General features: G+C 62.5%; 21 protein-coding genes. 7 read left to right on the top strand and 14 right to left on the bottom strand.

The annotated features are described in order from the left end of the window. Nucleotides 1–150: 150 nt before the first annotated feature. Nucleotides 151–912 carry a GGDEF domain-containing protein gene (locus AC3WVQ_RS32045; RefSeq protein WP_034794682.1) on the bottom strand — a complete coding sequence of 254 codons (762 nt, stop codon included), beginning with the start codon at nt 910–912 and terminating at the stop codon, nt 151–153. Between the two features lie 281 nt (nt 913–1,193). After that, on the bottom strand, nt 1,194–2,684 hold the full coding sequence (gene pdxR / locus AC3WVQ_RS32040) for a MocR-like pyridoxine biosynthesis transcription factor PdxR (RefSeq protein WP_492383461.1): 1,491 nt from the start codon (nt 2,682–2,684) through the stop codon (nt 1,194–1,196). Nucleotides 2,685–2,793: 109 nt separating this feature from the next. On the opposite strand from pdxR, the gene AC3WVQ_RS32035 reads away from it, so the two are divergent. The 5 genes from AC3WVQ_RS32035 to AC3WVQ_RS32015 all read left to right on the top strand — a co-directional run bounded on the left by AC3WVQ_RS32035 (nt 2,794) and on the right by AC3WVQ_RS32015 (nt 9,237). After that, nucleotides 2,794–4,026, top strand: a complete 1,233-nt coding sequence (locus AC3WVQ_RS32035; protein WP_192444490.1) for a benzoate/H(+) symporter BenE family transporter — start codon at nt 2,794–2,796, stop codon at nt 4,024–4,026. 378 nt (nt 4,027–4,404) lie between these two features. Further along, nucleotides 4,405–5,637 carry a hypothetical protein gene (locus AC3WVQ_RS32030; protein ID WP_492383460.1) on the top strand — a complete coding sequence of 411 codons (1,233 nt, stop codon included), beginning with the start codon at nt 4,405–4,407 and terminating at the stop codon, nt 5,635–5,637. Between the two features lie 252 nt (nt 5,638–5,889). Beyond that, complete coding sequence (gene dsbD / locus AC3WVQ_RS32025; RefSeq protein ID WP_492383459.1) at nt 5,890–7,698, top strand: protein-disulfide reductase DsbD; 1,809 nt, start codon at nt 5,890–5,892, stop codon at nt 7,696–7,698. Further along, nucleotides 7,695–8,519, top strand: coding sequence for a TlpA disulfide reductase family protein (locus AC3WVQ_RS32020; RefSeq protein WP_060530530.1), 825 nt, complete (start codon nt 7,695–7,697; stop codon nt 8,517–8,519). Before dsbD ends, AC3WVQ_RS32020 begins: the two co-directional genes overlap by 4 nt. Nucleotides 8,520–8,628: 109 nt before the next feature. Next, nucleotides 8,629–9,237: a DsbA family protein gene (locus AC3WVQ_RS32015; protein WP_192444492.1), complete on the top strand. Its 609-nt coding sequence runs from the start codon at nt 8,629–8,631 to the stop codon at nt 9,235–9,237. Between the two features lie 228 nt (nt 9,238–9,465). Here AC3WVQ_RS32015 and AC3WVQ_RS32010 read toward each other — a convergent pair whose 3' ends face one another. The 8 genes from AC3WVQ_RS32010 to AC3WVQ_RS31975 all read right to left on the bottom strand — a co-directional run bounded on the left by AC3WVQ_RS32010 (nt 9,466) and on the right by AC3WVQ_RS31975 (nt 17,622). Next, nucleotides 9,466–9,699, bottom strand: a complete 234-nt coding sequence (locus AC3WVQ_RS32010) for a hypothetical protein (RefSeq protein ID WP_034794697.1) — start codon at nt 9,697–9,699, stop codon at nt 9,466–9,468. Between the two features lie 130 nt (nt 9,700–9,829). Beyond that, entirely contained in the window at nt 9,830–10,534 is a 705-nt protein-coding gene (locus AC3WVQ_RS32005) for a gamma-glutamyl-gamma-aminobutyrate hydrolase family protein (protein ID WP_192373025.1), read from the bottom strand. Nucleotides 10,535–10,637: 103 nt separating this feature from the next. Further along, on the bottom strand, nt 10,638–11,600 hold the full coding sequence (locus AC3WVQ_RS32000; protein WP_034794701.1) for an ATP-binding cassette domain-containing protein: 963 nt from the start codon (nt 11,598–11,600) through the stop codon (nt 10,638–10,640). Then, nucleotides 11,597–12,508: an ABC transporter ATP-binding protein gene (locus AC3WVQ_RS31995; RefSeq protein ID WP_034794704.1), complete on the bottom strand. Its 912-nt coding sequence runs from the start codon at nt 12,506–12,508 to the stop codon at nt 11,597–11,599. Before AC3WVQ_RS31995 ends, AC3WVQ_RS32000 begins: the two co-directional genes overlap by 4 nt. After that, complete coding sequence (locus tag AC3WVQ_RS31990; protein WP_034794912.1) at nt 12,505–13,326, bottom strand: ABC transporter permease; 822 nt, start codon at nt 13,324–13,326, stop codon at nt 12,505–12,507. Before AC3WVQ_RS31990 ends, AC3WVQ_RS31995 begins: the two co-directional genes overlap by 4 nt. A 5-nt stretch (nt 13,327–13,331) precedes the next feature. Beyond that, entirely contained in the window at nt 13,332–14,267 is a 936-nt protein-coding gene (locus AC3WVQ_RS31985) for an ABC transporter permease (protein WP_060517351.1), read from the bottom strand. Between the two features lie 81 nt (nt 14,268–14,348). Further along, a complete protein-coding gene (locus tag AC3WVQ_RS31980) occupies nt 14,349–15,941 on the bottom strand; it encodes an ABC transporter substrate-binding protein (protein ID WP_060516616.1) in 1,593 nt (530 codons plus the stop codon). 55 nt (nt 15,942–15,996) lie between these two features. Then, a complete protein-coding gene (locus AC3WVQ_RS31975; RefSeq protein ID WP_192444493.1) occupies nt 15,997–17,622 on the bottom strand; it encodes an amidohydrolase in 1,626 nt (541 codons plus the stop codon). Between the two features lie 204 nt (nt 17,623–17,826). On the opposite strand from AC3WVQ_RS31975, the gene AC3WVQ_RS31970 reads away from it, so the two are divergent. Continuing rightward, nucleotides 17,827–18,768, top strand: a complete 942-nt coding sequence (locus AC3WVQ_RS31970) for a LysR family transcriptional regulator (RefSeq protein WP_192444494.1) — start codon at nt 17,827–17,829, stop codon at nt 18,766–18,768. A gap of 54 nt (nt 18,769–18,822) precedes the next feature. Here the strand turns inward: AC3WVQ_RS31970 and AC3WVQ_RS31965 are convergent, their stop codons facing one another. Together AC3WVQ_RS31965 and AC3WVQ_RS31960 are read right to left on the bottom strand one after the other, a co-directional pair. Beyond that, nucleotides 18,823–21,273 carry a GcvT family protein gene (locus AC3WVQ_RS31965; RefSeq protein WP_034794731.1) on the bottom strand — a complete coding sequence of 817 codons (2,451 nt, stop codon included), beginning with the start codon at nt 21,271–21,273 and terminating at the stop codon, nt 18,823–18,825. A gap of 78 nt (nt 21,274–21,351) precedes the next feature. Then, nucleotides 21,352–22,143: a DeoR/GlpR family DNA-binding transcription regulator gene (locus tag AC3WVQ_RS31960; protein ID WP_034794735.1), complete on the bottom strand. Its 792-nt coding sequence runs from the start codon at nt 22,141–22,143 to the stop codon at nt 21,352–21,354. A 204-nt stretch (nt 22,144–22,347) separates the two neighbouring features. Here AC3WVQ_RS31960 and AC3WVQ_RS31955 point away from each other — a divergent pair, with 204 nt between their 5' ends. Then, nucleotides 22,348–23,385, top strand: coding sequence for a GlxA family transcriptional regulator (locus tag AC3WVQ_RS31955; RefSeq protein WP_034794738.1), 1,038 nt, complete (start codon nt 22,348–22,350; stop codon nt 23,383–23,385). Nucleotides 23,386–23,459: 74 nt separating this feature from the next. On the opposite strand, the gene AC3WVQ_RS31950 is transcribed toward AC3WVQ_RS31955, so the two are convergent. Continuing rightward, nucleotides 23,460–25,469: a putative 2-aminoethylphosphonate ABC transporter permease subunit gene (locus AC3WVQ_RS31950; protein WP_034794741.1), complete on the bottom strand. Its 2,010-nt coding sequence runs from the start codon at nt 25,467–25,469 to the stop codon at nt 23,460–23,462. 2 nt (nt 25,470–25,471) lie between these two features. After that, nucleotides 25,472–26,653 (bottom strand): putative 2-aminoethylphosphonate ABC transporter ATP-binding protein, encoded by a 1,182-nt coding sequence (locus AC3WVQ_RS31945; RefSeq protein WP_034794744.1) that lies wholly within the window; start codon nt 26,651–26,653, stop codon nt 25,472–25,474. Between the last annotated feature and the right edge of the window lie 72 nt (nt 26,654–26,725).

Below are 26,725 nucleotides of genomic sequence, written 5' to 3'. Positions count from 1 at the left end.
CTCCACGACAGTACTGCAGATGACAGGCAACCCTTTGCAACAGTGGGGCCCAGCGCAACACAACCCTAAAGCGACAAACGAACTGGCCCTCAGCCGCCGCGAGCGATCGTTGCATACGACTCCGGCACAAGCAACGTTATCGCCAGTCATTCACGCCGAAGGCAGGCGGACGAAATCGACAGGCCGGGTGCCCTCGCTGGCAACTATGACCGTCTCGGAGGCAGCTGCCCGGCGCAAGCGTTCCAGATCGACACTGCCATCGAACAAAGCTCCGCCGACGCTGAGTTCGAGGTCGACCTTGCTGCCATCGGCAGAGAAATGGGCGGACGACAGCGCCGTCGTCAGGCGGTTTGAGACATGTTCCGCATCCGTCTCCGTTGCGCCGACGAGCAGGACGTCGAAACTGGCTGGGCCCGTCCGGGCGACGATATCGTCGCGACGCACGGACGTGCTGATCGTCGAAGCGACGAATTGCAGCAGCTCCTCGCTCCAGGCCGGGCCGAAAGCAGCGCCGACGTCATCGAGATTGTTGATACGCAGATGAATGAGCGCGCCATGCAGCTCCTCGCCGGCGCTTTGGCGGCGGCGTTCGAGGCCATTGACCTGCTGTACGAGCCCGCGACCGGTCACGCAGCCCGTCGTGGCATCATGGGCGACAACATGATTGATCTGGTTGCGCAGGCGCTGCGCCCGGCGAAACTGCGTCGCTGCCACGACGATCAGTGGCACGCCCATCAGCAGGGAGATTAGCGCGGCACCGACCATGGCAGCCGCATAAGGCTGGTCGACCAGGGCGACCAGGCTGAGATAGACCAGGAGCTGGGCGAGCACGGCGAATCCAACAATGCCGCCGATGGCATATCGCGCGATCCGCCAATCTTTCTGCCCGTTGAACTGCACGTCTCTTTGCATGCCTCGCTCCCGATTCACGAATGACGATCGGTCTAGCGCGAGTTTATGGATTTTCCATTTCGATGGTACCTACAACTTTATGCAGTGCGCCGGTTCTCCGCAAAAAATGCACCAAAACGGGAATCGTTTTTCCGGCGTCTGCCCGGCGAGGTGCGACGTTCGGTTGCTTATCGCTGCTCGCCTATCTCGACGCCGTCAAGCGCAGCAGATCTCTCGACACCTGGTTCCAGCTCGTCATCCAGGACTGAATGGCGAGCCGTTGCGGGCGACGCTTGGACGACCTATGACGTCGCCGCGGCCCGGAAGGCACCAGCCAGCTTCCGCACCGCCCCCTCGATCTCGCTTGGCGTATAAGCGGCAAACCCCATGAGGAACCCGGGCTCGGGCTTGCCGCCGGCGTGAAGCGCGGACAATCCCATGATCTCGATCCCGACACGTCGTGCCGCATCGACGGCCGCGGCCTCCGAGATCGCACCTGTCAGCGCGCACGGCATCTGCAGGCCGCCATCGGGCACCCGCGCTTCAAGGAAATGCGGCAGATGTTTTATGACAAGCATCGCCAAAAGGTTGAGCCGGTCGGCGTAGATGCTGCGCATTGTGCGCACATGGGCGCCGAAATGCCCGCCTTCCATGAAGCGCGCGAGTGTCATTTGCGCCATCGGAGCGGAGTGCCCGTCAAGCAGAGTACGCGCGACGGTCATCGGCTTGACCAGCTCAGGCGGCAGAACTGCATAGCCGATCCGAAGCCCTGGAAAGAGCGATTTGGTGAAGGTGCCGATGTAGATCGTCCGGTCGTGCGGATCGAGGCCCTGAAGGCAGGCCGTTGGTTTGCCGGCATAGTGGAATTCGCTGTCGTAGTCGTCCTCGAGGATCCAGGCCTGATGGCGGCTCGCCCATTCGATCAGCGCAAGGCGGCGATCGAGCGTCAGCGTGGCGCCGGCCGGGAACTGATGCGAGGGCGTCAGGAATACGGCCTTGACCTTGCGCGTCTCCGCCTTGATCTGGTTGACGGCGATGCCATGGCGGTCGACGCGGATGGGGACGCATTCGAGCCCCGCCGCATCGAACGCCTTGCGCGCGCCGTAATAGGCCGGATCCTCGATGAAGATGCGGTCACCGGGATCGAGCAGCATGTTTGCGCACAATGTCAGCGCCTGCTGCGAGCTGGTGAGGATCAGCACCCGTTCGGCCGTGGTACGGGCGCCGCGTTCTAGGTTCACATAGTCGGCAATGGCACGGCGCAGCTCCTCGATCCCTTGCGGGTCGCCGTGAAGCAGCGCCCTTCTGCCGGTTTCGCGCAAGACCTGCCGTCCGAGGCGCTCCCACAGCGCGAGCGGAAAAGTGCGCGTCTCCGGCACGCCATGGGCGAATGGGCGGGGCAACAGCTGTTCACTGACGCCGCCGCTGCCGAACATGGCATTGCCCCGCCTGCTCAAAGCCGCTGCCTGGTTGGGCGACTGCGCGCGCCTTGGAGACAGGCGCCTGCCGGGTGCAAACTCCTTCACCTCGGCCACGAAACTGCCGCTCCCGACGCGACGGTCGATGAAGCCTTTGGCATGAAGCTGGCCATAGGCCGCTTCGATCGTATCGCGCGATACGCCGAGGGATTTGGCGAGCACGCGCGAAGCTGGAAGCGGCTTTCCCGGCCCAAGCGCACCGTCGAGGATCAACTGCCGGATCGCCCGCTGGATGCGCGCATGAAGCGGCATCCCAGCCTGGGCGGGCTGGGCAATCCATGCCTTCACGGACTCGAGTTGGGAATGCTTGAACAAATGGTCTGATCATCTTCAGAAAAATGGATGGGCATATCGGGCCAATGACTGGCTATTTGTCAACGCGGCTTGCCAGTCCTCCCCGAAATTTCAGGAGCCCCGATAGATCATGTCATCACATGTTTTCCCGTCATCCCTTCGCTTCAACGACCTTGCCCATCCCATTGTCGCGGGTCTGATCTCCGTCATCGTCAACTATGGCGGCACCTTCATCCTGGTCTTTCAAGCTGCGAAAGTGGCTGGGCTCAGCCCCGAGTTGACGGCTTCCTGGGTCTGGTCGGTCTCGATCGGCGTGGGAATGACGGGGCTTTGGCTGAGCTGGCGCTATCGCGAGCCTATCATCACCGCCTGGTCGACGCCGGCCGCAGCCTTTCTCGTCACTGCGCTTGCGACCACGCCCTATGCCGAGGCCATCGGCGCCTACATGATCTCGGCTCTAGCCTTCGTCGCACTCGGGCTTTCGGGCTATTTCGAGAAGGTCATCCGGCTGATCCCGCCAGGCATCGCCGCGGGCCTGCTCGCCGGTATCCTGCTGCAGTTCGGCATCGGCGCGTTCGGCGGCGCAAGCGTCGATCCGTTGCTCGTCGGCCTGCTGATTGTCGCCTACGTCGTCCTGAAGCGCTTCTCCGCCCGCTATGCCGTGGTCGGCATCCTCGTTCTCGGGCTCCTGTTCCTGCTCGCGGAGGGCCGGGTCGACCTATCGGGTCTGAGGTTGGAGTTCGCGGCGCCCATTTTCACCATGCCGTTATTCTCGCTGAACGCGCTGCTTTCGGTCGCACTGCCGCTGTTTCTCATCACGCTGACCGGCCAATACATGCCGGGAATGCTGGTGCTGCGGAATGACGGCTTCAAGACCAGCGCCAACCCGATCGTGACGACGACTGGCCTCGGTTCGCTGATCATGGCGCCTTTCGGCTCGCACGCCTTCAATATCGCGGCAATCACGGCGGCGATCGCAACCGGCAAGGAGGCCCACGAAGACCCGTCCAGGCGCTGGATCGCGGGTATCGCCGCGGGCTTTTTCTACGTGCTCGTCGGCGTGTTCGGCGTTACGCTTGCGGCCGTGTTCATGGCGTTTCCTGCGACCTTCATCACCACGCTAGCCGGCCTCGCCCTTCTCGGTACCATTGGTGGCAGCCTTGCTGCAGCAACAGCCGACCCGGCCTGCCGCGAAGCGGCGCTCATCACGTTCCTGGCCTCCGCCGCCAACATCAAGCTGCTCGGGATCGGCGGGGCCTTCTGGGGCCTGGTGATCGGCCTTCTCGCCTACATCGTTCTGAACGGCCGCCTACCGCAGCGTCGCGGGAGCAAGCTGCCCCTGAACGAAGGCACAGCGAAGTAGCAGGATGACCGGGTCCCGCCGCGTTTGACGGCCTTCGTCGCTGATGAAGGCCCTATGGCGGGTTTTGGTCCATCTCGCCCAAAGCCCCCCAGCCCTGAAAATCAGCGAAGCCCACCAAAGGAGAAACCGAGCATTTCAAAGGGTGGCGGCAACACATGCCGCCATCCGCCGCTCCAGGCGAAGTCGCGGAATGCCAATCGGTCCGTCAGGACCGAGCTTCACACTCCTTAACGCCAGCGAGCCACGTAGGCCGCCGTCGCGGGCCGCCTGTGACGGCTTCGTTGACGCATGTGCAAACGTCAGCTTGTTGCCGCTGGACAAGGTGAATGTAACGCTATAACACAACACATGTTACGTTATTACATTATAGGAGATTTCATGTCCCGCTCCGGTTTGCCCGCGCTTTTCGCCACCACCATTCTCGCGACCCTCGCCTTTCCGTTGACCTCTCATGCCGAGGAAGAACAGCAGCGCGAGACCTGGCGTTTGTTCATTGCCGACCACACCCAGCCCGTGGTCCGCGCCATCGATTTGGAAACGGACAAGGAAATCGGCCGTTTTGACCTTGAAGGCTACGCCGCCCTTTCCCTGAGCGACACCGGACGAACCGTCTTTGCCGTCCAGGGCGAACAGAACCTGATCCATGCCATCGACACCGGCATAGCGCTTTCCGATCACGGCGAGCACCGGGACATCGAGGTCAAGGAGCCGAGGCTGCTTGAGAAAACCATTCGCGGACAAAAGCCCGGCCACGTGGTTGCCCATGGTGACGATCTCGCCATCTTCTACGATCGCGGTGGCAAGTTCGATCTGCTTGGCGAAAGCGCGCTTCTGGACGGCAAGGCGGAGCTCAAGGCTTACGATACTACCGCCGCACACCATGGCGTCGCGGTTTCGACCGGCAACCATCTTCTCGTTTCGGTCCCGAACCTCGAAGCGACGGTAAAGGAAGGTGAGCTTCCTCCCCGCCTGGGCCTGCGTGTTCTCGACAAGGAGGGCAAGCAGGTCGGCGATGTCGCAACCTGCACGGGGCTCCACGGTGAAGCGACGTCCGCCCGCCTGGCCGCCTTCGGTTGCGCCGAGGGCGTCCTGGTCGCACGCCCAGGTGGGCTCGATGGCCCCAAGCTCGAGATGCTCGCCTATGGCGACAAGCTGCCGGAAGGCAAGGTATCCACACTGCTCGGCGGCACTTCTATGCAGTTCTTCCTTGGGAACTACGGAGAAGACAAGGTCGTACTGATCGACGCCGACGCGAAGGAACCCTACCGCCTCGTCGAACTGCCGCTGCGGCGGGTGGACTTCATCCTCGATCCAGCAAAGTCACGCAACGCCTATATCCTGACGGAGGACGGCAAGCTTCACCTCCTTGACGTCGTGGATGGCGTGATCACCAAATCGGAAATCGTCACGGAGCCCTACAGCAAAGATGGCCACTGGCGCGACGCAAGGCCCCGCTTCGCCGTCGCCGGCAATCACCTCGCCATCACTGATCCGCGCCAAAGCCTGGTACGCGTGATCGACACGGAAACACTGAAGGAGACCCGCACGATCGCGGTCGAGGGACAACCCTTCGCAATCGTCGCAGCCGGTGGGTCGGGCGCAACCCACTAGGCAACACAGGCAATGAAGTCTGGACGCCGGCCAAAGGGCCGGTGTCCATAAGCAGGTGAACCGGCAGCGCCGGTTGCCCCACCATCGTTCGGCCTTTACTTCCGGAATTACACCGAGAGCCAGCGCCAAGGTCTTAGCGGATTAACTTGCGCGGCCCGTTTCTATCCTTCGCCTTGGACAATCATTTTAAGGCTGCCTTAAGGTAGCGGCCTGATCGCTCCGCCCTCGATTGAAGACGAGGACGCAAGAACGATGCGGAAAGCAAGTCTGCTGGCGCTGGTTTGGGTTTTGATTGCGGCCATCCTGCCAGCCCGGGCGCTCGAGGCGCCCCTGCCGATGGACGAGGCCTTCGTACCTGGGATCGCCAGGCAAGACGACGGCCGGCTGGCGATCACATGGACGATTGCTGACGGCTACTATCTCTACAGGGACTTCCTGGCAGCAGAAGATGAGGGTAACCGGCCGATCACCCTGCAAACCGAACCGGGGACAGTCATGGACGATCCGGGCTTCGGCACAACCGAGGTCTATTACCAAAAGGCTTCGGCCCGGATCGCGAATGCGCCTCCGCTCATTCGCCTCACCTATCAGGGCTGCCAGGATGGCGGGCTTTGTTATCCGCAGACAACGCGGACGATCGATACCGCCGCGATGACCATCAGCAAACCGGTCGGTGGTTTTGCCTTTGCGCCTGCCAAGGACGCACGGCCCGTGGAAGCGCCGGACACAGGTTTTTCCATCGCAGCTGACGGCGGAGAAACGGCGGTCGACCGGCTCATGACCGGTGGCGGGTTTGCGCTGCTTCTTGCAGGCTTCCTCGGCTTCGGACTGCTGCTCGCCTTCACGCCCTGTGTTTTCCCGATGTATCCGATCGTCGCGGCCATGCTCACGCGCGAGGGAGAGGGGCTGACGGCACGACGCGGTTTCATGCTCGCCTCCGCTTATGTGCTGGCCCTTGCGTCCGCCTTCGGTCTCCTTGGCATCGTGGCCGCTTGGTCGGGGCAAAACCTGCAGATCGTGATGCAATCGCCCGTCGCTGTCGGCGTGGTCGCGGCACTGTTCGTCCTGCTGGCGCTCTCCAGCTTCGGGCTCTTCCACATCAAGCTGCCGGCAGTGATCGGCAACCGCCTGAGCGGCGGCCGGCAGAAGGGCGGCTCGGTCGCCGCCGCCGCCCTGCTCGGTCTTTCCTCCGCCTTCCTCATCGGCCCCTGCGTAACCGCGCCGCTTGCCGGCGCCCTCCTCTACATCGCCCGGACCGGTGACATTGCGGTCGGCGCACTCGCCCTTTTCGCCCTTGGCCTTGGCAAGGGCATCCCGCTCATCATCATGGCGACAATCGGCGGCAAGGCGCTTCCACGCGCCGGCGCGTGGATGGAACGTGTCCGGCACGTCTTCGGCTTCGCATTCCTGGGAACGGCGATTTGGCTTGCGACGCCGCTTGTGCCGGAGCGCTTCGTCCTCCTGCCCTGGGCCGTGTTTTCCCTTGCCTTCGGCATCTACGCGGTCGCTCCCGACGGGCTGCGGTCCACAGGCGGCTACGGCGTACTGACGCGCTTGACCGCCGTCGTCTCGCTCATTTGGGGTAGTCTGCTGCTGGTGGGCTTCGGCCTTGGAGCCAGCGATCCGCTCACTCCGCTCGGCCCGCTCAAGAGGGCGGCGAGTGTTGACCAAACAGCCGCCATCCAGATGTCGGATTTTACCAAGGTCGGCTCGGCCGGCGCACTCTCCCGCCTTCTCGACACCGCAGCCTCCGGGAGGCAACCCACCCTCGTCTATGTCACCGCTGGCTGGTGCGTCACCTGCCGCACGATCGAGCGGTCCGTTCTGACAAAGCCTGATGTCGCGGCGAGCCTTGACGGGATCCGCTTGGTCAGCCTCGACGTCAGCACCCTCGATGCGGAGAATGGCGCACTGATGCGATCACTTGCCGTCGTTGGCCCGCCGACTATGATCTTCTTCAACCGCAGCAAAGAGGAGGCCCCCGGTACGCGCCTCGTCGGAGAAATCACGGCCGGCTCGCTTGCGGAGGCGGCACGGATGGCCAAGGGCAGCGCGCAATGAACGCCGTCGCAATAGGTCCCTTCGCTTTTTCCGCCGATCGCTTTTCGGTCATCGCCGGGTTGATCGTCTTCATGCTTGTCGGCTCGCTCCTTGCCGCCCGCATCCACAACCGGCTTGGCACCTTTACGACGGCTGCCACACTTTTCGGCGTTGTCGGCGCGCGCGCCGGGCATGTGCTCATCCATGCCGAGAGCTTCCTGCAGGAGCCGTTGCGAGTTCTCGCCATCTGGCAGGGCGGCTTTTCCCCGACGGGCGGATTCCTCGGTGTTTTCCTCGCCGCAGTGATGCTCTGGCGAAACGCACCGAAAGCCGCTCCTTGGGCGATCCTGCCGCTTGCGGCCGGCCTCTTCGTCTGGGTCGTCGCCACAACCCTCACCGATAGCGGCGCTGCACCCCGTGCCCCGGAAACGTCCTATGCCGTTCTCGCACGTAACGAGAGCCTCGCCATCGCCGAGCGCAAGGGCCGCCCGGCGGTTCTCAATCTCTGGGCAAGCTGGTGTCCGCCCTGCCGGCGGGAAATGCCGATGATGGCGGAGATGACCGAAAGGAATCCTGAGGTCGACTTTCTCTTCGCCAACCAGGGCGAAAGCCGCGCGGCGATAGAATCCTATCTGCGCCAAACAGGCGTCGACCTGGAAACCATCCTTCTCGACCCTTTCTCGGGCCTATCCCGGCACTACGGCGCGATCGGCCTTCCTGCCACACTTTTCATCAACCCGGACGGTACGCTCGCCGCCACCCATCTCGGCGAAATCTCCCGCGAGGCAATCGCCGAACGGCTCGCCGCCTTTGCATCTGAGGACAGGAAGCAGGCAGAATGACAGCCCCGGCCTTTCCGACTTTCGTCGTTTGCCTGCGCGGCATGATCCTCGAAATCGCCGCACGCGCCGTCGCTCTCGGCCCCAATCCATTCGCACAAGGAGAAATCTGATGTTCACCCGCAGAACCGTTCTGACGGCCACGGTCGCGACCGCCGCCGCCGTGCTTGTCGGAGGCCGATCATCCTTCGCCCAGCAATTGACCAAGGAGGAGGTGTTTTTCGACAAGGACGCGCCCGTCCTTGGCAATCCGAAGGGCGATGTCACCATCGTCGAGTTCTTCGACTATCAGTGCCCTTACTGCAAGAAAGTGCATCCGACGGTCGAGAAGGTGGTCAAGGCCGACGGCAACGTGCGGCTCGTGCTGAAGGACTGGCCGATCTTGGGCGAAGCCTCCGTCTTCGCCGCACAGGCAGTGCTTGGAGCCGCCCAGATCGGCAAATACCAGCCGGCGATGGAGGCGCTGATGAAAACCAAGGCGAGGCTGTCGCAGGACGACATCGAGAAGGCGCTGACCGCGGCGGGTCTTTCGATGAAGGAGCTGACCGCAGCCGTGAACACGCACAATGCCAAGATTTCCGGGCTGCTCGACCGCAACTACAGTCAGGCACTCGCCTTCAATTTCGCCGGCACGCCATCCTTCGTCATCGGTTCGGCGATCATTCCCGGCGTTCTGGATGAAAAAGGACTGAAGGACGCCATCGCCAAAGCGCGGAATTGAAGCACGAACTTGGTGAGCTTACCGGACTGCCGCTTCGAAAGGCGGCCAGAGCCCATTTGCGCGCGACCTGACCGGTTGAAAGGGTCGCGCGCCGAGAGGTTCACCTTGGCAGCCAGCCGACGAGCGGAAACCGGGATCGCTCAGCCTGGTGAGCCACCGCAGTCCGACCAGGCAGGCACCCATTCGGCCACCCGACTGCGGCCTTTCTGGCATCATTGAACGACCTTGTTAGGCCGAGAATTTCACCGTTACGCCGCGCTGCCGAAAGTACGCCTGCATCAGCTTCCGTCCGGAACGGTTGTTTTGCACGAGCCTGGTCGGGTCGAATACGGCCTCTTTCAAACCTGCCCGCATCAATGCTGCCTTGAGGGTCGCGATATGAAGATCGATGTCGGCATTGTCTGCCTGCAGCGATGCGTAAATGCGATCTGTTGCCTCTGCTACGGTCGGTTCGCTCACTATACACTCCTGTTGCTGTCTTGCTGGCGTTTGGCACGCTTGTCGGCTTGGCCCTATTTGCTGGAGCCGCCAACGTCAATCGGGAGAGGGCAGAATGTGCTTCCGACAGAACGCAGCAGGGCCTTGGAACAGGTTATCGAAGGTGTCGGCTTGACGCCTCGACGAAGGCGTCGAAGACGCGAGCGCCCGGATGGCTGTCGGCATCCAGCATTTCGGGGTGCCATTGAAGGCCCATGGCAAAGGTCTGCGAGCCGATCTCGATCGCTTCAACGACACCATCCGGGGCTCGGGCCGTAACGGTCACCGCGCCCGATACCTCCACGATCGCCTCGCGGTGAAACGTGTTCACGGTGAATGTTTCGATGCCGAGGATGTCGGCCATTCTGGTGCCGGGGACAACGCTGACGTCATGCGAGAAATTGGCCTGGTCGTGATTGAGCGCGTCGGGCCACGACGAATGGACATCGGAAACCATCCGGCAAGCGTTGAGGCAGCCGAGCATCTGCATGCCGTTGCAGATGCCGAGCACAGGCTTGTCGCGCGCAAGGAAACTTTCCATCAATGCCATGTCGACGGCTAGCCGATCCGAGGGCGGATACTGGGATTGGTCTCCTTCGACATACCAGCTTTTCGGGAAGTTGATGCGGCCGCCGACGCTTAAGAACCCATCAAAATCTTCGACGACCTGGTCGACGAGATCGGGAACATAGGGGATGCCGAAGGCAAAGGCGCCGGCGCGGCGCAGGGCGGAAAAGTAATTTCTCGAGACGTCATAGCGTCCACCGCCCGCACTGGTGTTTTCATCCATGATCACGGCGATCTTCGGCATGCGTTTCATCGGGTTCATCCTAGATTTCAATGATTCCAAGTTCGGACGTTGAGCAACCTAGCCTATCTTTGCCGCGGGGCGGAACGGGGCTTCGCTCAGCGCATTCCATCGGTTAGGCCAAAGCCATCCGAACCCTATGGTTCCCGCCGATCTCGATCAGTTCGGATCGAACAGGCGCGGTAAAAACATCCGGCGCGGTGCTGCCATCGGAAACGAAGCTGCGGCCGGCAAGTTGCGGCACGGTGGCGTCGCTCGCCTGCCTTTCCGCCGGATTCAGCGCAGCATCCGGATCGGGAATGGCGGCGATCAGGCGGCGCGTGTAGGGATGGGTGGGGACTTCGAAAATCTCGCGCCAGCCGCCCTCTTCCACGACTTCGCCGAAATACATCACCAGCACCCGGTCGCTCATATGTTCCACCACGCTCAGATCGTGGCTGATCATCAGATAGGAGAGGCCGAGTTTTTCCTGAAGGTCGAGCAGCAGATTGATGATCTGCGCGCGGATCGACACGTCGAGGGCCGAGACCGGCTCGTCGAGCACGACGATCTCAGGCTCGAGGATCAGCGCGCGGGCGATGCCGATGCGCTGGCGCTGGCCGCCGGAGAACTCATGCGGATAGCGTTTGGCCTGTTCGGGCGTCAGGCCGACATTCTTGAGCATCGCCTCGATGCGGCCTTCGATTTCCGAGGCGGCGGTAATGCCGTGCAGCCGCAGCGGTGCTGCGAGCGAGGTGCGCACGGACTGGCGGGGGTTGAGCGAGGCATAAGGATCCTGGAACACCATCTGCACCGCTTTCGCCCGGTCCATCCGTTGCGGCGCGCCGGGCCCCGCGAGCGGCTGACCGCGATAGCGGATCATGCCCTCAGTCGGTTCCTGCAGGCCGAGAATGGAAAGCGCCGTCGTCGATTTCCCGCAACCGGATTCGCCGACGATCGACAGGCACTCGCCCTTGGCAAGCTCGAAGCTGATGCCGTTGACGGCGTGAAGCGTACGCCGTCCTTTGCCGAGCAGGCCACCGCCGGAAATGGGGAAACGGACATGGAGATCGTCCACCTGAAGCAGCGGCGCGGTCATGGCTGGCTCCCTTCCCGTTCGCGTGGCGCGATGAAGCGGCTTTCCGTCAGCTTCGAGCGGTCGGCGATGATGCTGTCGATGTCGACGAGCCGCTGCCGCCCATGTTCGCTGCGGCTGCCAAGGCGCGGCAGGGCGCCGAGCAGGCCGCGGGTGTATTCGTGCCGCGGGCTTTCAAAGAGCGCCCGCGTCTCGTTCTCCTCGACGAGGCAGCCCGAATACATCACGCCGACGCGCTGGCAGATGCTGGCGATGACGCCAAGGTCGTGGCTGATGAAGAGGACGGCCGTCCCGCGCGCCGCGCAGAGTTCCTTGATGAGGCGCAGCACCTCGGCCTGCACGGTTACGTCGAGTGCCGTCGTCGGCTCATCGGCGATCAACAGGTCCGGGCTGCAGGCAAGCGCCATCGCGATCATCACCCGCTGGCGCAGCCCGCCGGACATCTGGTGCGGATAGTTCCTGGCACGGCGATCAGGGTTGGGCACGCGCACATTCCCGAGCGCTTCGACGGCGAGCTTTTCGGCTTCCGCCCAGCTTTTTCCCTGATGTAGCACGAACATCTCGGCGATCTGTCGCCCGACCGTTGAAAGCGGGTTCAGCGCCGTCATCGGCTCCTGGAAGATCATGGCGATGCGATTGCCGCGCAGGCGCCGCATCTCGCGTTTCGGCAACGCCAGCAGGTTCTGCCCCTTGAACAATATCTCGCCACTGGTAACGGCAAGCGGCCGTTTCAAAAGGCCCATGACGGCAAGCGATGTGACCGATTTTCCGGACCCGGATTCGCCGACGAGGCCATAGGCCTCGCCGGGCATGATCTGGAACGAGACGCCCTTGAGCAGTGGATGGTAGCTGGAACGGCCGAGCGAAACGCCAAGCTGCAGGTTCTTGATGTCGAGAAGCGGCGCGGTCATGGCTTGCGCGTCCTCATATGCGGATCGAGGCTGTCACGCAGACCATCGCCGAGAAGGTTGAAGCCAAGCACCGAAAGGAAGATGGCAAGGCCAGGGAAGAGCGCCGCCCAGGGGGCGAGCTGGATCAGCTGGCGTGCATCGGTCAACATCGAACCCCAGCTCGGGAATGGCGGCTGGATGCCGAGGCCGAGGAAGGAGAGCGCCGCTTCAGACAGCACCGCCGACCCCATGCCGAGCGTTGCCATGACGAGGATCGGCCCCATCATGTTCGGCAGAATCTGCGTGAACATGATGCGCAGGTCGCCATAGCCCAGCGTCTGGGCCGCCTGCACGTAGCCTTGCGATTTCAAGGAGAGAGTCGAGGAGCGAGCGATGCGGCAGGTCCAGCTCCAGTTGGTGAGGCCAAGCGCGATCAAGAGCGACGGCAGGCCGGGGCCAAGCACCGCCATGACGGCAAGCGCGAAGATCAACGAGGGGATGGCGAGCATGACGTTGGTCAGGCCGTTGACCAGATCGTCCCACCAGCCGCCCCAATAGCCGGCCGTCATGCCGAGCGTGACGCCGATGATCGAGTTGATCACCTGCGACACGATGCCAACAGTCAGCGAGATCTGCGCGCCGTAAAGAATGCGGGTATAGACGTCCCGTCCCTGCCCGTCCGTGCCGAACCAGAAGGTGGCGTCCGGCGGCAGTTCGGAGTTCATCAAGTCGGCATCGAGCACGGGGTCAAAGGGCGCGATCCAATGGGCAAGGACACCGGCGAAGATGACGAGCGCAGTCAGCGTCGCACCGAGCCAGAAGTTGAAGCCGAGGCGCACGGTCGTCACTCCTGCTTGATGCGCGGATCGATCGCGGCATAGACCAGATCGACGGCGGTGTTGATGATCAGGAACCACAGCACGATGACGAGGATCGTGCCCTGCACCACGGGAATGTCGCGGATCGCCACACTATCGACCAGCAGCGAGCCGATGCCCGGCCAGGCGAACAGCTTTTCGATGACGACGGCCTGGCCGATCAGCGAGCCGAACTGCAGGCCGACCGTGGTGACGATCAGCACCAGCGCATTGCGCGCCACGTGCCAGCGCACCACCTTCGCCTCGCTCATGCCTTTGGAATGGGCGGTGCGAATGAAGTCGGCGTTCAAAACGTCGAGCACGCCGGCCCGGGTGGTGCGCGCCAGCAGCGCGAGCGGCGTGACGCCGAGGGTCACGGCCGGCAGGATGAGGTTTCGAAACGAGCCGTCGCCGTAACCGAAACTGGGCAGCCAGTTCAGTTGCAGGGCGAAGAGATACATCATCAGAAGGCCGAGCCAGAATTGCGGCATGGAGAGGCCCGAAACCGCCCCGATCATCGTCACCGTATCGAGGATCGAACCGGGCCTGAGTGCTGCAAGAAAGCCGAGCGGCACGCCGACAACGATGGCGAAGACCATGGCGGCGACGGCCAGCTGAAGCGAGGCGCCCATGCGGTCGTTGATGAGGTCAATGACCGGCTGGCGGGTGCGGAAACTGGTGCCGAGATCGAACTGGGCGAGATCCGTAACATAGGTCACGAAGCGCTCCATCAGCGGCTTGTTCAGACCGAACTCCTCATTGAGGCGAGCGATCATTTGCGGATCGGCGGCACGCTTTCCGTCGGCAAAGAGGCTGGCCGCGAAGGTACCGGGGACGACGGAGAAGATGACGAAGATCAGCAGCGCCACCACGACGATCGTCGGGACGACCTGCAGAATGCGGCGCAGGGTAAAACGAAGCATGAGCGGTTCCATTTTTGCCACCCGGATGGGTGGGACAACTGATGTGTGGGGCGGCCGAAACCGCCCCGAACCTCTCAGGGCTTACTTGCGTGCGTCCGGCGCCGTGTCGTCGATCCAGATCTCGTCATAGGGCTGGACCGCCAGTTCCGTGGCGTTCGGGACAAGGCCGTGGATCCAGGGCTGGTAGGCCATGACCGCCTTGTTGTAGTTGAAGAACCAGACCGGCGCATCGTCCTGCACGATGTTGTTGGCCTGGCGCAGCAGATCGCTCTGCTTGGCAGGGTCGCGTTCCTGCTGGGCCGCCTCATAGAGTTTGTCGAAATCCGGGCTCGCATAGCTCGCGTAGTTGCAGGCGGACTGCGCCGTCTTGGAATAGAAGCAACGCAGTGCATTGAGCGGGTCGGGACCGGACAGGTTCGACCAGATGAAGGCCTGGAAGTTGTTCGACGTCACGGCATCGCCAAGCGCCGAGCTTTCGACCGGCTTCGGCTTCACGGTGACGCCGACCTTCTTCAGCATCGGCAGGATGGCTTCAACGATCGGCACGCCCCAGCTCTCATTCGGGCTCGCCGTGACTTCGAACTCGAAGCCATCGGCATAGCCTGCTTCCGCCAGGAGTGCTTTCGCTTTCTCTGGATCGAAGGCGTAGGGCACCTTGTCCTTGTCGAAGGCCGGCGAAGACAGCGGCAGCCAGCCGGAGGCGGGGTAGGCCTTGTTCTTGACGAGCCGTTCAATGATCAGCGGCGCATTGATCGCATGGTTGATCGCCTGGCGGACCCGCTTGTCCTTGAAGGGTTCGAAGGCCGGGTTGAAGCCGATGTTGCGCGTATAGACCTCGGCAACTTCGAGCAGGTGATCCTTCAAGGCGTCTTCACCCTGATAGGCCTGGTATTGGGTCGGGCCAAGGATCGAGACATCGATTTCCTTGTTTCGGAACGCGACGTCGCGCGCGGCGTCCTCGGCCATCAGCACGATGTTGATGCGGTCGAGATAGGGCTTGCCCTCTTCGTAGTACTTGTCGAACTTTTCGACAACGACCTGCGATCCCGGCACGTGCTCCTTGAAGACGAAGGCGCCGAGGCCAACGGGGGTCTTGGCGAAGCTCGATTCATCCTTGACATCAGACGGATAAATCACCGTCGTGTTCTGCATCAGCGGGAAGCCGGGGTTGATCGGTCCGGTATAGGTGATCTCCAGCGTGTGGTCGTCGATTTTCTTGAGACCGGAAATCTCCTCAGCCTTGCCGGCGATGAACGCATCCGCACCCTTGATGACGGCAATGTAGCTTGCGCCCGGGAAGGCGTTCTTCGGGTTGGCGATGCGCTTGTAGCTGTAGATGATGTCGTCGGCCGTCAGTGGCTTGCCGTTGTGGAAGACGGCATTTTCGCGCAGGCGATAGGTGTGCACCGTACCATCCTCGGACACCTCTTCCGAGCTAGCGAGTTCCAGGACCGGCTTGTTCTGGATCGAATCCCAGCTGTAGAGCGCGCGGTGGATCGCCTGGGTGATGAATTCCTCCTGGGTGTTCGGGCTTGCCTGAACGTCGAGCGTGGCGAAGCTCGAGCCATAGGGTGCGGTAAAGACGAGCGTTCCGCCGTGGCGTTCGCCGGCAGCCAGCGCTCCGGTTGCCACCCCGAGGCCGAGCATTGCGGCCAATGTCAATCTTTTCAGCATGCTGTTTTCCCTCTCGTGCCGTTTTCGGCTTTGTGTTGATTGGTCTTTCAGGTCGTCAGCGTGCGTCGTGCACGACGCGGCCTGCAAGCAGGGTCATCAGGCAGCGTGTGCCTGAGAGAATGGTATCGGCCGGTGCCTCCAAGAGGTCGTTGTCGAAGACGGCGATGTCGGCCCATTGTCCCGGCACAAGCCTGCCCTTCACGTCTTCGGCCTTCTGAGAATAGGCGCCGTATTCCGTGTAGGCCTGCAACGCTTCCTCGCGGCTCAGCTTTTCCGCCTCCACCATCACGGTACCCTTGCCGGTCTTGCGCGTGATCATGGCGTGAAGGTTCGGGAAGGGATCGGGCGAGCAGACGGGCGAATCCGAGCCGGTCGAGGGCTTGAGACCCATGCGCATCCAGGTGCCGATCTGGTAGGAGGCCTTGCCCCGTTCCTCACCAAGCACGGAAACGTAGCTGTCGCCGAAATCGTGGATGAAGGCCATCTGCGGCGCCGGCAGGATGCCTGCCGCCTTCATGCGCCGATCTTGCTCCGGGCTCGAGAAGCCGCAATGCTCGATGCGATGGCGCCGATCCGGATCGGGATTACCGGCCAGCGCCTTTTCGTAGGCCGTGATCAGCTGCTCGATCGCACTGTCGCCGATGGCGTGGCAAGCCATCTGATAGCCCCGGTCGTGGCAGGATTTGACGATCGCCTCGACGTCGGCATCCGGCAGCATCTGTACGCCGATATTGTCGGGCTCACCAAGATAGGGCTTCGACATCCATGCGGTGCGCCCGCCGGCCGAGCCGTCGAGGAAGATCTTCACGGCCCCGACGCGCAACATGTCGTCGCCCGCACCGGAAATGAGCCCGGCACGCCAGGAATCCTCTACGATCGAGACGCCGGGATCGCCGAGCAGTGTCAGCCAGACGCGCACCGGCAGGCGGCCGGAAAGCTTGGCCATCTCATAAGCCTGGATTTCCGCAAAGCCGGCAAGTTGGCCGACCGCCGCATCCATGCAGCTCGTAATGCCGAGCGACAGAAGATAGCGCCCTGCCCGCTCGATGCCGTCGATCAACTCCTCCGTCGTCACCTCGGGAATAGCCGTCTTGATGAGGTTCTGCGCGTTTTCCGCCAGGAACCCGTTGAGGCGCCCGTCCGTGGTGCCGATCACGCCGCCGTCCGGCACCGGCGTCGCCTCGGTGACATCCGCCAGGCTCAGCGCCAGCGAATTCGCGATGGCCACATGGCCGCAGGCGCGCGTCAGCAGCACGGGATGATCCGGTACGGCGCGGTCGAGTTCCTCGCGGGTCGGATGCCGGCCGACATCGAGCTTGACCTGGTCATAGCCCCGTGCCCGCACCCATGCGCCCTTCGGCGTGACGGCCGCGCGTTCGGCAAGTTTCTCCATAAGGGCGGCAAGCGTCGGCGCAGCGGCAGGGGTCGCGTCGACCCAGCCCATGGTGATGCCGGTGGAGATCAGGTGAAGGTGATTGTCGATAAGACCGGGGCTGGCAAAACGGCCTTCGAGATCGATCACCTTGGTATGGGGCCCCTTGAGGCTCGCCATCTCGGCATCGCTGCCGGTGGCCAGAACCTTGCCCTGCCAAATGGCAACGGCCTCGCTGATCCCCTCCTCCCTGCCTCGCCAGATTCGGCCGTTGTGCAGAATAAGATCAGCGTGAAGCTGGAAGGCCATTAACAATCCCCCTTTTGTTATCAGCCTGATTTCGTGAGCCTCCTCGCTGCCTCGAAATCAGAACTGTTTGCCTTGGGCGCAACGTGGAAGGTTTGTCGGGGTTTGGCTAATTCGCTTTTAGCAAAGGCTGATGCAATATCGGCATAGCGATTTCTTTCCAACGACTTATGATCCCCTCAGCTGCAACGCAGGGGAGATCTGGGCATGGAGATCAAGTGGCTGGAGGACTTCGTGACCCTCGCCGACACGTGGAGTTTTTCGCGCGCTGCCGAGTTGCGCAACGTGACTCAGCCGGCGTTCAGCCGCCGCATCAAACAGTTGGAGCGTTGGCTCGGGGCGACGCTGATCAACCGCGCCACCATGCCGGCGGAACTGACGCCGGCAGGTCGCAATTTCCTGCCCATAGCGCAGGAGGCAATCCGAACCTTCTATGCAGCGCGCGAATCGCTACGCCCGTCTCACGAAGAAGGCCTCATCCGCTTTGCCGCGCTCCATACGCTGACGGTAACGATCTTCCCTGGCTGGCTCAAACTGCTCGAAAACGCAGGTGGCGCTTTCAGCACCTCGCTGATGCCCGACCGCGGCGGCATCGAGGCCAATCTTGACGCCCTCATCGGTGACGAGGCGGATTTCTTTCTGACTTATGCGCATTCGGAGGTGCCATTCCATCTCGACCGCGCACAATTCTCGTCGCTGACGATCGCCCATGATCGGCTGATCCCGCTCGCCGCCGCAAACGTCTCTATCCCCGATGGTACGCTACCGGGGCTGAATATTCTCGACCGGGCTGTGGCGCAGCCGCGGCTCGCTATTCCCTATCTGAGCTACGGGTTCAATTCGTTCTTCGGGGTCGCCCTTTCGCGTCTCATGCTGCGGCGCCCGCCCTTCCGGCGCCGCACGACGCATGAAAACACGATCAGTGCCGGGCTGATGAACATGGCGATGTCGGGTGCCGGCGTCTGCTGGTTGCCCGAAAGCCTTGCCCGTGACGCGATCGATGCCGGTGGCCTCGTACCCGCCTCTACGGATAAGGGCTGGAATCTCGACCTCGAAATTCGGCTTTACCGTCACGCCGCGACGCGCAGGCGCAGGGTCGAGGACCTCTGGCAAACGGCAAAGCTCTTGCTGGAACGCGAGCCCGCCTAGACGGGCTCGCGGGAAGATCAACACGCGCAATTCGTCGCATCGCGAAAAGATGGTCTAAATCTTGACCCTCAGCGCACGCGGATCATATGCCGGTGCCAGATGCACCGTCGCGGCATAGCGAATGCCTGCAAGATCGATCTCGAAGCGCTCCCCCTCGAGGAACGTTTTGTCCACGCCTTCAGGGTTTTCAAGCAGGCCGAGTGCGACCGAACGCCCAAGCGTGTGACCGTAGGCGGCGGAGCGGACCTCGCCGACCGGTTTTCCCGCACGCAGGATCAGTTCGCCGCCCCAAAGCATGGGCAAGGGATCGTCCAGGGTAAACTGAACGATGCGGCGCGAGGGCAGGCCCTTGGTCTTTGCGGCCACGAGCGCATCGTGGCCGACAAAGCCGCCGGGTTTTCCCAGAGCAACCGCAAAGCCAAGACCAGCCTCGTAGGGGTTGATGTCGGGCGTCAGTTCCCGGCTCCAGGCGCGGTAGCCCTTCTCCAGCCGCAAAGCCTCAAGCGCATAGTAGCCGCAATCCGTCAGGCCGAAGGCGCGACCGACCTCGTGCAGCGCCTCGTAAACACCGACAGCGAATTCTGTCGGCACGATCAGTTCCCAGCCGAGTTCGCCGACATAGGTCATGCGGTTGGCAAAGGCCGTGGCGTAACCGATATCGATCTCGCGGATAGTCGCGAAGGGAAAGCCCTCGTTCGAGATATCCGCCGAGGTAAGCTTCGAGAGGATGTCGCGCGATTTCGGTCCCATCAGCGCCAGGACTGCATAGGACGACGTCACGTCGGTCAAAGTCACGTGGGCGTCCGCGGCAAGGTTCTTGCGGATCCAGTCCGCATCATGCACCGCTTGGGCCGAACCTGTGATCAGCATGAAGCGATCGGCCGCAAGTCGCATGACGGTCAGGTCGCTCTCGTAGCCGCCCCGCGCGTTCAAGAGTCCGGTATAGACAGAACGGCCGATCTCGCCGTCGATGTCGGCAGCGCAGATGCGGTTAAGCGCTGCTGCCGCATCCCGCCCCTGCACAAGCAGCTTGGCGAAGGAGGTCTGGTCGAAAATGCCGGCGGCCTCGCGCGTTGCCTTCATCTCGCGCTTGACCGCTTCATGCCAGTTCTGCCGACCGAAGGAATACTCGGTGACGGGGCGCTCGCCTTCCGCAGCAAACCAATTGGCCCGTTCCCATCCCATTTTCGAACCGAAGCACGCGCCCTTGGCGGCAAGCCGATCGTAGAGAGGCGAACGGCGGAAGGGGCGTGCCGTATCCAGCTCCCGGTTCGGCCAAGGCATCGCATAGTGCAGACCGAGCGTTTCCTTGACGCGATCGTGAAGCCAGCGCGGATTGTTGTTGAAGCCCGCGAAGCGACGGATATCGACCGGCCAAAGATCCATGGTCGGCGCGCGGTTTACGATCCACTCGGCAAGGGCTCGACCTGCCCCGCCGGCGCTGGCAATCCCCATGGAGTTGAAGCCTGCGCCGACAAAGAAGTTCTTCAGTTCGGGCGCCTCGCCGAGAATGAAATTGTTGTCCGGGGTAAAACTCTCCGGGCCGTTGTAAAACTTCTTCACCTCGGATGTTTCAAGCTGCGGCACGCGCTGCAGCGCATTGTGCATCAGGATTTCGAACTGATCCCAATCGTCAGGTAAGAGGGCGAACTCGAAATCGTCGGGAATGCCTGCCATGCCCCAGGGCTTGGCTTCCGGCTCGAAGCCACCCATGACGAGCCCGCCGACTTCCTCCTTGAAATAGATGTAGCCGTCCGGATCGCGCATGACCGGCAGGTCAGGATGTACGCCCTCGATGCGGCCGGTGACGATATACATGTGCTCGGCCGAGTGCAGCGGCACGGTGACGCCGCACATCTGGCCGACCTTGCGTGCCCATTGACCGGCACAGTTGACGACGATCTCCGCGGCAATGGCCCCCCGATCGGTTTCGACGCCGGTGACGACGCCGTTTTTGGTCGAAATGCCTGTGACCCGGACGCGCTCGATCACGCGGGCGCCGCGATTGCGGGCGCCTTTGGCGAGCGACTGCGTGAGGTCTGTTGGATTGGCCTTGCCGTCGCCCGGCAGCCAGACGGCGCCGACGAGATCGTCGATCGCCATGACCGGCCAGAGCTCCTGCGCTTGCTTCGGCGAGATCACCTCGATCGCGACGCCTTGGGCGCGAGCAGAGGCCGCCGTGCGCTTCAACACGGTCATGCGGTCTTGCGTGCGGGCAACCGAGAGCGAGCCGCAATTCTTCCAGCCCGTGGCAAGGCCGGTCTCGGACTCAAGCTCGCTATAAAGCTTGGTCGAATATTTGATGAGGCCCGTCATGTTGGCGTGGCTGCGCAACTGACCGACGAGACCGGCCGCATGCCAGGTGGTGCCGCCGCTTAACTGCCCCTGCTCCAGCAAAACGACGTCGTTCCAGCCGAGCTTGGTTAAGTGATACGCGACCGAGCAGCCTATAATACCGCCGCCGACGATGACGACCTGTGCCTGTGTTGGAAATTCCTGCGCCATGAAACGACCTCCCGAACCCATGGAAGGCCGCACGGTAACAAAACGCGGACAAAGAACAAGACACAAAGTTACAAAAGATTACATTTGTTGTTCTGCAACGACCAGGGCTGGACCTTTGCGCTCGAGCGCCTCGCGGATCGCCTCCGGCGGATGTCGATCAACAATCACTCCGGCGGCGGCTTCGAAGCGGGGAATGCGAAGCGGCGTCAGCCGTCCGAACTTGGAACTGTCGAGTACGAAATAGGCTTTGGCCGCCGTTGCCACCATGCGCGAGCGCTGCTCGGCGCCGCTGCGGGTAAAGTCGGTCACCTCTCCATCGGGCGACAGGCCCCCGCCGCCTAAGAACGCGACGTCGACGCGGAAATGGCTGATCGCCTCGAGCGCATCGATACCGATGGCCGCTTCTTCATCCGGATCGATTTCGCCGCCGAGCATATGAACGCGCACCTGGGGCTGTCGGCACATCAGCAAGGCGATCGATAGCGAAGTCGTGCAAATCGTTAAGTTTTTTCGCCCAGTCAGGGCATGGGCCACAGCAAGCGTCGTCGTGCCGGAATCAAGGAAGATCACCATGCCGTCGCGCACGAGACCTGCTGCTGCACGACCGATCAGCGCTTTTGGCCCGGCATTCTCCTCCCGCCGCTCGACGAAGGCCGCTTCCGTCGGTTCGAACAGGGTGGCGCCGCCATGGACAAGATCGAGCTGGCCGCGATCGGCAAGAAGCTTCAGATCGCGCCTGATGGTCTGACGCGAAACATCGAAGAAATCCGCAAGCTCGGTGATACCAACGGTACCGTCGGCTGCAAGCCGCCTGAGGATCTCGCCGTGACGGCGTGGAGCAAGAGCGCGGGCGTTTTGTTGTTCTGACATGTGACTATCTGTGTCCATTTTTGTCCATTTGACAAGCTGCAACGGCTGTCCACGCCGCAGCGCACGCGTAGTGGCCCCTCACCCGCACGGATTTCGAGCGGATTTCTTCGGATCCTCGTTTTAACGGGATTGGCAACGGTCCAATATGTTGCATAATGTAACTATTCTTTCCGCGCACCACTTCGACGCCCTCAGGAAGAGACAATGCAACAGCCATGTACGCAGGCTCGCCACTTCACCTTCTACCTGCTCGATGGATTTACCCTCCATGGCTTCTCCGCGGCGATCGAAGCGCTACGCCTCGCCAATGACGTGGCCGGCCGCCCGGTATACGGGTGGCACCTTGTAGCGGCGGATGGAGCACCCGCCGTTTCATCCTGCGGCACGGGCATTCCGGTAGCGGCGCCGCTCTCGGCCGAACGCAACCGGTTTGGCCGCGATGCAGATCCGGGCTTCATCGTCATCTGTGGCGGCCGCAAGAAGCCATCGGCCGACAGGGCCCTGGAGGCCTGGCTGCGATCAGGCGCTCGCAGCAACGCGCGCCTCGCCGGGCTTGGCGGCGGCGTCTACTGCCTAGCGCGCGCGGGGCTGCTCGATGAGCGTCGCTGCGCCGTTCACTGGGAACACTTTCCAGACTTCTCCGAGCGGTTCTTCATCGCGGACCCGCGCCAGACCGCCTTTGAGATCGACGGCGGGATCTATACCTGCGCCGGCGGCAACGCGCCCTTCGACATGTTCCTGCACATCATCGAAGAGGACCTTGGTCGGGACGTGGCCACCCGTATCTGCGAGGCGGCACTCTGCGAGCGGCTGCGTGAGACCGGCGAGCGCCAGCGATTACCGTTGCAGGCACGTCTCGGCATCGACAACCCTCTATTGATCCGTGTCATCGAAAAGATGGAGGCAAATCTTGCCGAGCCATTGAAGCTCGCCGACATGTGGCCCTCGACCGGACTTTCCCGGCGCCAGATCGAGCGCCTGTTTCGAAGAGAAATGGGGCGCACGCCGGCGCGCTACTATCTCGACCTCAGGCTCGAGCGCGCTCACCTGCTGCTCATAACCTCGTCGCTTCAGGTCATCGAAATCGCGGTCGCCTGCGGCTTTTCCACCGCCTCGCACTTTTCCCGCACCTACCGCGAACGCTACGGCCTTACGCCGCAGCGTTCGCGTCTCAACGAGATGGAGCGCCTGCGCGCAGGAAACGACCGCAAAGTGGTGATGGCGGAGCTCCGGGTGGCGTAGAGTGACGCGGACAAAAGCGCCGCCGTCCTTCAGAGCGAAGGAAGGGCGGCGCTTTGCGAAGGGCTGGTTGCGGGTTAGCGCCAAGCCTGGGTGCGCGCGAGCAGACCGCGCGCGATCAGCGCGTGGACAAGTTTGGCCGCAACATTAGTGTAAAAGATCATCATGCCCATGGCCGCGGCCGGCGCTATATCGCCGGCGTCGTCCATGTTTAGCACGGCGACTGACGCGAGCTTGGTGTCGGTCGAGTAGAGAAACACCACCGCCGAGACGGTCGTCATCGCATTGACGAAGAGATAGATAGCGATGTTGAGGATCGCCGGCAGGCAGACCGGCACCGTGACCCGAAAGAACAGCCGGTGGAAGGGCTGTTTCAGCGACGCGGCGACGGATTCGAACTCCGGGTCCATCTGCTTCAGCGCCGTCAGCGCGGTCAGGTGCGCGACGGTATAAAAGTGCGTCACGGTCGAGACGACGAGGATCGTCATCGTGCCGTAGATCGGGTGCAGCGGATTGGCCGGGTTGTTGAAGAAGAAGATATAGGCAAGGCCGAGCACCATGCCGGGCACCGCCATCGGCATCATCGCCAGGAAGTGAAAGAGGCCACGGCCGAAGCGGAAGCCATCGGCCTTCTCCACCATGTAGGCGCCGGCAAAGACGACGATCGAACCGAAGAGTGCCGTCAAAAGCGCGAGCCGGATCGAGTTGCCATAGGCGGCCCAGCCGCCACCGTCCATCAGGTCGAAGGCAAAATTCTTGGCTGTCAGCGTCAGGTCATAGGGCCAGAACTTCACCACCGCTGCGATCTGGCACATGGCGATCATGCCGAGGATGAAGAGGCTGACGAAGCAGGCAAAGGTGAAGCACAGACCGTCCATGCGGGCATTGGGCTTCGGCTGATAGGGCACGGCGCGCGCCGACAGAAGCGCTACCTGCCGCTTCTGCATGTGCCGGTCGACGTAAAAGGCAAGCACCGCCGGCACCAGCAGGATGACGGAAACGACCGCGCCCATCTCGAAGTTCTGCTGGCCGATCACCTGCTTGTAAATGTCGACGGCGAGCATGCCGTATTGTCCGCCGATCACCTTGGGCAGGCCAAAATCGGTGATGACAAGCGTGAAGACGACGAAGGCCGCAGAGACGATGCCGAAGCGCGCGCCGGGCACCGTGACGGTCGTGAAGGTCCGCCATTTGCTGGCTTTGAGCGATGCGGCCGCCTCATAGTGGCGAGCATCGGCAATCGAGAGCGCCGTCAGGATGATCAGGAAGGCATGCGGCAGGGTGAAGAAAACAGAGCCTATGACGATGCCGATCGGCCCGTAGATCGAATAGCCAAAAAGCCAATCCCTGAAGATGCCCTGATTGCCGAAGAGATAGACGAGTGCAATGCCCGGCAAGAGTGACGGCACCAGGATCGGGATCGTCAGGATGCCGCGGAAAAGCCCTTTGAGCGGCATGCAGCTGCGCGTCAGGCCGTAGGCAAGCGCAAAGGCGACCGAGATCGTGAACACCGTGCTGATCACCGCCATCAGCACGGAATTGTAGATCGACTGCGCAAGCGCCGGCGTCGAGAAATAGGTCGTGAAGTTCGTAAAACCCAGAGCGCGCGCGGGTCGCAGCACGACGCGCCGGAAGGTACCGGAATCATAGTCCCGCCACTCAGTCCCCTTTTCGAGGGTGGAGCCGACCAGGAAGGCGGCATCGTCGTTCGTGCCGCGAATACGGTAGTGAACGGGGCTGCGGAACTTGAAATCCGGGAATAATTTTGTGGCCGCGAGCCGTCCGTCGGAACTGCTGGAAAGCTCGGCTTCCGTCACCGCCCCGAGTTCCCGGTTCAGGTCTTCGGCGGTGACGACCGGCCCCCAGTTCGCCCCCGTCTCGTCGCTCACCTGGAACTCGAAAGCCGAAAGCTCGAACCGGTAGGTCGACAGCGACTTCGACAGCATGACGAAGAGCGGCGCGCCAAGCGCGACGACCAGATATAGCCCGATGACTGCCATGAAGCCGAGCTTGATGCGGTCGTCTTTGGAGGATTCCTGGCGCAGCCGCTTGCCGATCAGGGGAAGGTGGGGTGCTTCCAGAACCATGTTCATCGTCCAGCCCCCCTCGGATAGAGCAGCAGGCGTTCGCGCGGGATCTCCACCTGGATGGCGCCGCCGGTTTCGATCCGGAGGCGTCTCACCGCGTTGACGGAGAAGTCGGCAACCAGCGTGCGCTCGCCGAGACGCGGGGCCGTCAGGCGCGTGCGCCAGAACATGCCGAGGAACTCCATCTCGCGCACCTCGGCATCGATCAGGTTCTGCGGTGTGGCCGGCCGGTCGCTGGCGTTGACGGCATGGGCATCGGCTCCGTGGGGAATGATGTCGACCGGGCGGACGACCGCCGTTGCCGCGTGGCCGGCGGAAAAATCCTCCGTCGAACAGCAAAAGGCGGAGTGGCCGATCTCGACTTCGTCATCTCCAAGAACCCGGGCTTCGAACTGATTGGTCTCGCCGATGAAGTCGGCGACGAACAGCGTTTCGGGATGACGGTAGATTTCGGTCGGCGAGCCGACCTGCTCGATGACGCCGTGGTTCATGACGACGATCCGGTCGGCCATGGCGAGGGCCTCCTCCTGGTCGTGCGTCACCATGATGGTCGTCACACCGAGCTTTCTCTGCAGCGCCTTGATCTCATGGCGAAGGTGCACGCGAACCTTGGCGTCGAGTGCCGACAGCGGCTCGTCGAGCAACAATAGCCCCGGCGAGATGGCGATGGCGCGGGCAAGCGCGATGCGCTGTTGCTGGCCACCGGAAAGCTGGGCCGGATACTTCTTGCCGTGCGCCGAAAGGCCGACCGTTTCCAAGAGTTCGGCGACCCGGGATGCGACCCCCGCCTTCGATCGGCCGGTGTTTTCCAGGCCAAAGGCGATGTTCTGCTCGATCGTCAGATTGGGAAAGAGCGCATAAGACTGGAAGACGATGCCATAGTCGCGGCGGGAAGCCGGCAGCGTCGAGATATTGCGGCCGTCTTGCAGGATGGTGCCTTGCGTCTGCAGGTCGAGACCGGCGATGGCTCGCAGCAACGTCGTCTTGCCGCAGCCGGACGGGCCGAGAAAACAGACGAACTCGCCCCTGGCAATCGACAGCGAAATGTCGCGAAGCGCGACGAAATCGCCATAGGTCTTCCAGAGATCCGAGATCTGCAAGTAGGGGGCCGGCTCCGCGGCCGCGTCATCGGCGAAGTGCTGACGGCTGGTGGGCGTCGGTTCGATCGACAGGGCATGCCTCATCTGCAAGCTCCGCTGGCTTGAGGGATTTTCTTTCCGAGAAATGCGATCGGGCGCAGCGCAAAGGCGCTGCGC

The sequence above is a fragment of the Ensifer sp. EB106-05-01-XG146 genome (assembly GCF_058791875.1).
The sequence above is the reverse complement of the archived record's forward strand: the minus strand, read 5'-3'. Positions and strand labels throughout refer to the sequence as shown.

Bases quoted from the DNA above. Each gene is read 5' to 3' on its own strand.
- AC3WVQ_RS32005 (WP_192373025.1), bottom strand. From the start codon at position 10,534: ATGAAACGCATGCCGAAGATCGCCGTGATCATGGATGAAAACACCAGT.
- AC3WVQ_RS31950 (WP_034794741.1), bottom strand. From the start codon at position 25,469: ATGGTTCTGGAAGCACCCCACCTTCCCCTGATCGGCAAGCGGCTGCGC.
- AC3WVQ_RS32015 (WP_192444492.1), top strand. From the start codon at position 8,629: ATGTTCACCCGCAGAACCGTTCTGACGGCCACGGTCGCGACCGCCGCC.
- AC3WVQ_RS31970 (WP_192444494.1), top strand. From the start codon at position 17,827: ATGGAGATCAAGTGGCTGGAGGACTTCGTGACCCTCGCCGACACGTGG.
- AC3WVQ_RS32035 (WP_192444490.1), top strand. From the start codon at position 2,794: ATGTCATCACATGTTTTCCCGTCATCCCTTCGCTTCAACGACCTTGCC.
- AC3WVQ_RS32020 (WP_060530530.1), top strand. From the start codon at position 7,695: ATGAACGCCGTCGCAATAGGTCCCTTCGCTTTTTCCGCCGATCGCTTT.
- AC3WVQ_RS31960 (WP_034794735.1), bottom strand. From the start codon at position 22,143: ATGTCAGAACAACAAAACGCCCGCGCTCTTGCTCCACGCCGTCACGGC.
- dsbD (WP_492383459.1), top strand. From the start codon at position 5,890: ATGCGGAAAGCAAGTCTGCTGGCGCTGGTTTGGGTTTTGATTGCGGCC.
- AC3WVQ_RS31985 (WP_060517351.1), bottom strand. From the start codon at position 14,267: ATGCTTCGTTTTACCCTGCGCCGCATTCTGCAGGTCGTCCCGACGATC.
- AC3WVQ_RS32000 (WP_034794701.1), bottom strand. From the start codon at position 11,600: ATGACCGCGCCGCTGCTTCAGGTGGACGATCTCCATGTCCGTTTCCCC.
- AC3WVQ_RS31975 (WP_192444493.1), bottom strand. From the start codon at position 17,622: ATGGCCTTCCAGCTTCACGCTGATCTTATTCTGCACAACGGCCGAATC.
- AC3WVQ_RS31955 (WP_034794738.1), top strand. From the start codon at position 22,348: ATGCAACAGCCATGTACGCAGGCTCGCCACTTCACCTTCTACCTGCTC.
- AC3WVQ_RS31980 (WP_060516616.1), bottom strand. From the start codon at position 15,941: ATGCTGAAAAGATTGACATTGGCCGCAATGCTCGGCCTCGGGGTGGCA.
- AC3WVQ_RS32045 (WP_034794682.1), bottom strand. From the start codon at position 912: ATGCAAAGAGACGTGCAGTTCAACGGGCAGAAAGATTGGCGGATCGCG.
- AC3WVQ_RS31945 (WP_034794744.1), bottom strand. From the start codon at position 26,653: ATGAGGCATGCCCTGTCGATCGAACCGACGCCCACCAGCCGTCAGCAC.
- AC3WVQ_RS31965 (WP_034794731.1), bottom strand. From the start codon at position 21,273: ATGGCGCAGGAATTTCCAACACAGGCACAGGTCGTCATCGTCGGCGGC.
- AC3WVQ_RS31995 (WP_034794704.1), bottom strand. From the start codon at position 12,508: ATGACCGCGCCGCTTCTCGACATCAAGAACCTGCAGCTTGGCGTTTCG.
- AC3WVQ_RS32030 (WP_492383460.1), top strand. From the start codon at position 4,405: ATGTCCCGCTCCGGTTTGCCCGCGCTTTTCGCCACCACCATTCTCGCG.